A 5497-nucleotide genomic window follows, 5' to 3' on the forward strand; every position below is an offset into this window, starting at 1 on the left:
ACGTGTACGACTCGGACAAGATGGCCGACGTGCTGCACGCCGCCGAGGGCTACGAGCCCACCGCCAACGTCGAGGAGGCCGACCTCATCCTCTTCAACACCTGCTCGGTGCGCGAGAAAGCACAGGAGAAGGTGTTCCACGATCTCGGGCGCGTGAAACACCTGAAGCGCGGGCGTCCCGGGCTGCTGATCGGCGTCGGCGGCTGCGTCGCGAGCCAGGAAGGCGCCGCCATCGTCGCGCGCGCGCCCTACGTCGACCTCGTCTTCGGTCCGCAGACCCTGCACCGGCTGCCGGCCATGATCGCGCGCCGCCGTGCCGAAGCACGGCCGCAGGTGGACATCAGCTTTCCCGAGATCGAGAAGTTCGACCACCTCCCCCCGGCCGGCGCCAAGGGCCCGACGGCGTTCGTGTCGATCATGGAAGGCTGCTCCAAGTACTGCTCCTACTGCGTCGTGCCCTACACCCGCGGCGAGGAGGTGTCGCGCCCGTTCGAGGACGTCCTCGTCGAGATCGCCGGGCTCGCCGCGCAGGGCGTGCGCGAAGTCACCCTGCTCGGCCAGAACGTGAACGCCTACCGCGCTCCGATGCGCACCGGCGCCGCGACCGCCGACTTCGCGACGCTGCTGGAGTATGTCGCCGAGTTGCCGGGCATCGAGCGCATCCGCTACACGACCAGCCATCCGAAGGAATTCGGGCAGCGTCTGGTCGATGCCCACGCTCGCATCGACAAGCTCGTCGGCCACGTGCACTTGCCGGTGCAGCACGGCAGCGACCGCATCCTGGCGGCGATGAAGCGCGGCTACACGACGCTCGAGTTCCGCAGCACCGTGCGCAAGCTGCGCGCCGTGCGCCCGGGCATCTCGATCTCGAGCGACTTCATCGTCGGCTTCCCCGGTGAGACCGATGCCGATTTCGACCGCACCCTGACCCTGATCGAGGAAGTCGGCTTCGACCACAGCTTCAGCTTCGTCTTCAGTCCGCGCCCGGGGACGCCGGCCGCGGCCCTCCCAGACGACACGCCGCAGGCGGTCAAGCTCGGCCGACTGCAGCGCCTGCAGGACGCGGTCGAAGCGAGCGGCAACGCCATCAGCAGGTCGCGCGTCGGCACCGTGCAGCGCGTGCTGCTCGAAGGCCCTTCGCGCCGCGACGCCGGCGAGCTGACCGGTCGCACCGAGTGCAACCGGGTTGTCAACCTGCCCGGGCCCGCGGCGTGGGTCGGACAAATCGCCCACGTGCGCATCGCCGAGGTGCGCGGGCACTCCCTGCACGGAGTGCGCGTCGACTGCTGACGCGATGCGGTCGCAGCGGTCTCTCGATCAGCGGCCCGGGACGCGGAACCCGGCCCACCACAAGGCGAGCGCGCAGGCGATCACCATCGCTGCATAGGTGGCCATCGCGCCGTCGTGGCCGGCGGCGATCAGCCCGACCAGGGAAGCGGCGGCAGCGGCGAAGCTGGCCGCGGCCCACAGCCGCCACAGGCTGCGCCGCGCCAGGTCCCGACGCCACAGGACGCGAACCGCTACCGCGGACAGACCGCCCAGCAACAGCGCCGGTGCGAGAAATGCCAGCAGATGCCAGAGCGCTTGGGTGGCTTGCACAGGGATGAACGCGTCGGTTTGCCGGCAAATTTTATAATCCGGCAATGAGCGTGTTCACGCTGGGCCTCAACCACACGACCGCACCGCTCGATCTGCGCGGCAGGTTCGCCTTCGCGCCGCAGCAGCTCGCCGAGACCTTGAAGTCGTTCCGCTCGCGGCTGGAGCGGGTCGAGGAGGTGGCGATCGTCTCGACCTGCAACCGCACCGAGGTGTACATGGGGGCCGATGCCGGCGCCGTCGACCCGGCGGTGGACTGGCTCGCCGGGATGGGCGGCGTGCCGAGCGGGACGCTCCGCTCGCATGCGTACGTGCTGCAGGGCCCGTCGGCGGCACGGCATGCCTTCCGCGTCGCCAGCGGCCTCGATTCCATGGTCTTGGGCGAGCCGCAGATCCTCGGCCAGCTCAAGCTCGCGGTGCGCGAGGCGGACAGCGCCGGCACCCTCGGCAGCACGCTGCAGCAGATGTTCCAGCGCTCGTTCGCCGTCGCCAAGGAAGTGCGCTCCTCGACGGAGATCGGCAACCACTCGATCAGCATGGCGGCGGCCGCTGCCAGGCTGGCGGCGCAACTCTTCGAGGACCTGCGCGAGACCACCATCCTCTTCGTCGGCAGCGGCGAGATGATCGAGCTGGCGGCGACGCACTTCGCCGCGCGCCAGCCTCGCCTGATGGCGATCGCGAATCGCAACGTCGAGCGGGCCGAGGCGCTCGCCGCCCGCTTCTCGGCGTCGACGATCCCGCTCGCCGACCTGCCCGCGCGCCTGGCCGAGTTCGACGTCGTCGTCTCGTGCACCGCCAGCTCCCTGCCGATCATCGGGTTGGGTGCCGTCGAGCGGGCCCTGAAGGCGCGTCGGCATCGACCGATGCTGATGGTCGACCTGGCCGTGCCGCGCGACATCGAGCCCGAGGTCGCCCGTCTTTCGGACGTCTATCTGTACACGCTCGACGACCTGTCGGCCCTGGTGCAGACCGCTGGCGAGAAGCGGGAGGCCGCGGTCGCCCAGGCCGAAGTGATCATCGAGAGCGGCGTCCAGAGCTTCGTGCAATGGCTCGACCGGCGCAGCTCGACGCCGCTGATCCAGGCGCTGCATGCCCAGGCCGACGACTGGCGCTCGCTCGAGATCGCGCGCGCGCGCAGACTTCTCGCCAGCGGCGAGAACGTCGAGACCGTGCTCGAGGCCTTGTCCAGGGGGCTGACCCAGAAAATGCTGCACGGCACCCTGGCCGAGCTGCGTACCGCCGAAGGAGAAGAGCGCGGCCGGCTCGCCGATACCGTGTCGCGCCTGTTCCTGCGTTCGGGCGGACGCGGCAACGGCGACGACAAGCGCTAGCGGCGGCTCCGGCCCTCGCGCGCGCTTCGATGGCGCGCCTCAATCGTTCCACTTTCTCTACCGATGAAACCATCCCTCCGCCTGCAGCTCGAGCGCCTGTCCCTGCGCCTCGGCGAGCTCGAGGCGCTGCTGGCCGATCCGGGCGTCGCCTCGAACATGAAGCGCTACCGTGAACTCGGTCGCGAGCACGCCGAGGCCAGCGCCCTCGTCGACCTCTTCCGGCGCTACGAAGGGCGGGAGCGCGAGCGCGACGCCGCCGGCGAACTCCTGCGCGAGTCCGACGCGGACCCGGAGATGGCCGGCATGGCGCAGGAAGAGATCCAGGCCGCCGGCGCGGAACTGTCTCGCCTCGACGCCGAACTGCAGACCGCCCTGCTGCCGCGCGATGCTGACGACTCGCGCAACGTCTTCCTCGAGGTGCGCGCCGGCACCGGAGGCGACGAGTCGGCCCTGTTCGCCGCCGATCTCGCCAGGATGTACCTGCGATTCGCCGAACGCCAAGGCTGGCGCACCGAGATCATGTCCGAGAGCGCGAGCGACCTCGGCGGCTACAAGGAGCTCGTGCTGCGCATCGAGGGCGACTCGGTCTATGCCGCGCTGAAGTTCGAATCCGGCGGCCACCGGGTCCAGCGCGTTCCCGTCACCGAGACGCAGGGACGCATCCACACCAGCGCCTGCACCGTCGCCGTCCTGCCCGAACCCGACGAGACCGAGGAGATCACGCTCGACCCCAGCGAGCTGCGCATCGACACCTTCCGCGCCAGCGGCGCCGGCGGGCAGCACGTGAACAAGACCGACAGCGCGATCCGCATCACCCACCTGCCGACCGGCATCGTCGCCGAGTGCCAGGACGACCGGTCGCAGCATCGCAACAAGGCCAAGGCGCTGGCCGTGCTCACCGCCCGCCTGCGCGACAAGGAGCGCAACGAGCGTGCGGCGAAGGAGGCCGCGACGCGCAAGGGCCTGATCGGCACGGGCGATCGCAGCGACCGCATCCGCACCTACAACTTCGCGCAGGGCCGCGTCACCGACCACCGGATCGGACTCACCCTCTACAAGCTGCAGACGATCCTCGACGGCGACCTCGGCGAGGTCGTCGCCGCTCTGCAGGCGGCCCAGGCCGCCGAGCAGCTGGCGCTGCTGGAGAGCGGCAACGGATGAATGGCATCCGCTGCGACGCGGCCCTGCGCGAGGCGCGCGGCGCGGGGGTCGATACGCTCGATGCCCAGCTCCTGCTCGCCCGCATTCTCGGCAGCACCCGAACCGGCGTCATCGCGCACGGGGATCGCCTGCTGCAGCCAGCCGAGCGGGCGCGCTGGCAGGCCTGGCTCGCCCGTCGCGCGGCCGGCGAGCCTCTCGCCTACCTCCTCGGCGAGAAGGAGTTCCACGGGCTCCGCTTGCAGGTCACCCCCGACGTGCTGGTCCCGCGCCCGGAGACGGAATTGCTGGTCGACTGGGTCCTGGAGAAGATGGCGGACGCCACGGCGCCGGCGGTGGCCGATCTCGGCACCGGCAGCGGCGCCATCGCCGTGGCGATCCAGCACCGCCGCCCGGACGCCCGCGTCGCGGCCACCGACATCAGTCCGGCTGCCCTGGCTGTCGCCGCCGGCAACGCCGCCCGACTCGGCCTGAAGGTGGAGTTCGTGGCCGGGTCGTGGTGGCAGCCGTTGGCCGGCCGGCGCTTCGACCTCGTCGTCGCCAATCCACCGTACGTGGCCGCCGGCGACAGGCACCTGGCGGCTCTGCGGCACGAGCCGCTCGCGGCGCTCAGCCCTGGAGCCGACGGTCTGGCGGCGCTGCACGCCATCGTCGACGGCGCCGCCGGTCACCTGGAGCCGGGCGGCTGGCTGATCGTCGAGCACGGCTTCGATCAGCAGGCGGCGGTTCGCTCCCGGATGGCCGGGGCCGGCCTCATCGACGCCGAGAGCCGCGCCGACCTCGCCGGCACGCCGCGGGCGACTGCCGCTCGTCGGCCCGGCGATGCCGCTTAACCGGCGGTCACAAGCTTCACCCGCGGTCGCAAAGGCCCTTTCAACGGGCGTGCAAATGCCTCGGGCTGCATCGAAATCCCGCCGGATGCAGCGCAACCCCAACACGCTCGTCGCGGCCTGGTCGTAGGATTCCTCTGCGGCGGCCCTCTGCCGCGGAAATCGTCTCCGAGTTCGTCCAGGAGCCTGTCATGCGATACCTGCTTTCCGTCTGCGCCGCCGTCGTCTCGACGCTCGCCGGCACACCCGCGCTGGCCGCGGGCGAGGGCTTGGTCGCCAACCCCGACCGGGTGCCATGGGCCCGTTTCCAGGCCCGAGTCCTGCCGTCCACGGCTGCTCCGGGCTGGCGTTCGGAGCTGGCACCCAGTGAACGCATGGGCTTGCGGGTCGCATCGGTGGGCCTGCTGGGCGATGTGTACTTCGGACGCAGTTCCCCCGGCGCCGACCCGGTGCCGCGCGGCTTCCGCGCGACCAGCGGCCTCATCGTGGGCGCGGGGCGGCCCATGCACGGGGGGGAGCTCAACGACCCAGCCGTCAACCAGCACGGCACCGAGTGCGCGACCCTGGCCAACCACGGCGTGGG

General features: G+C 71.0%; 6 protein-coding genes. 5 read left to right on the forward strand and 1 reads right to left on the reverse strand.

What is annotated here, in order from left to right:
- Window positions 1–2: 2 nt before the first annotated feature.
- Entirely contained in the window at window positions 3–1289 is a 1287-nt protein-coding gene (miaB, locus tag AC30N0_RS04170; RefSeq protein ID WP_489516672.1) for a tRNA (N6-isopentenyl adenosine(37)-C2)-methylthiotransferase MiaB, read from the forward strand.
- A 27-nt stretch (window positions 1290–1316) separates the two neighbouring features.
- Here miaB and AC30N0_RS04175 read toward each other — a convergent pair whose 3' ends face one another.
- Window positions 1317–1643, reverse strand: coding sequence for a hypothetical protein (locus tag AC30N0_RS04175; protein ID WP_489516673.1), 327 nt, complete (start codon window positions 1641–1643; stop codon window positions 1317–1319).
- Here AC30N0_RS04175 and hemA point away from each other — a divergent pair.
- From hemA to AC30N0_RS04195, 4 genes are all read left to right on the forward strand, one after another.
- Window positions 1643–2926 carry a glutamyl-tRNA reductase gene (hemA, locus tag AC30N0_RS04180; protein WP_489516674.1) on the forward strand — a complete coding sequence of 428 codons (1284 nt, stop codon included), beginning with the start codon at window positions 1643–1645 and terminating at the stop codon, window positions 2924–2926. The genes AC30N0_RS04175 and hemA overlap by 1 nt on opposite strands.
- Before the next feature lie 63 nt (window positions 2927–2989).
- Entirely contained in the window at window positions 2990–4087 is a 1098-nt protein-coding gene (gene prfA / locus AC30N0_RS04185; protein ID WP_489516675.1) for a peptide chain release factor 1, read from the forward strand.
- Window positions 4084–4917, forward strand: coding sequence for a peptide chain release factor N(5)-glutamine methyltransferase (prmC, locus tag AC30N0_RS04190; RefSeq protein WP_489516676.1), 834 nt, complete (start codon window positions 4084–4086; stop codon window positions 4915–4917). Before prfA ends, prmC begins: the two co-directional genes overlap by 4 nt.
- A 188-nt stretch (window positions 4918–5105) precedes the next feature.
- Window positions 5106–5497, forward strand: a 392-nt coding sequence (locus tag AC30N0_RS04195; RefSeq protein ID WP_489516677.1) for a hypothetical protein, incomplete at its 3' end; no start/stop codon positions are given.

It is taken from the genome of Rhizobacter sp., from assembly GCF_031412495.1.
In the GTDB taxonomy this organism is placed as follows: domain Bacteria; phylum Pseudomonadota; class Gammaproteobacteria; order Burkholderiales; family Burkholderiaceae_C; genus Schlegelella_A.

What these genes read in the sequence shown, in the direction of transcription:
- hemA (WP_489516674.1), top strand. Translation starts at nt 1,643, where the DNA reads ATGAGCGTGTTCACGCTGGGCCTCAACCACACGACCGCACCGCTCGAT.
- prfA (WP_489516675.1), top strand. Translation starts at nt 2,990, where the DNA reads ATGAAACCATCCCTCCGCCTGCAGCTCGAGCGCCTGTCCCTGCGCCTC.
- prmC (WP_489516676.1), top strand. Translation starts at nt 4,084, where the DNA reads ATGAATGGCATCCGCTGCGACGCGGCCCTGCGCGAGGCGCGCGGCGCG.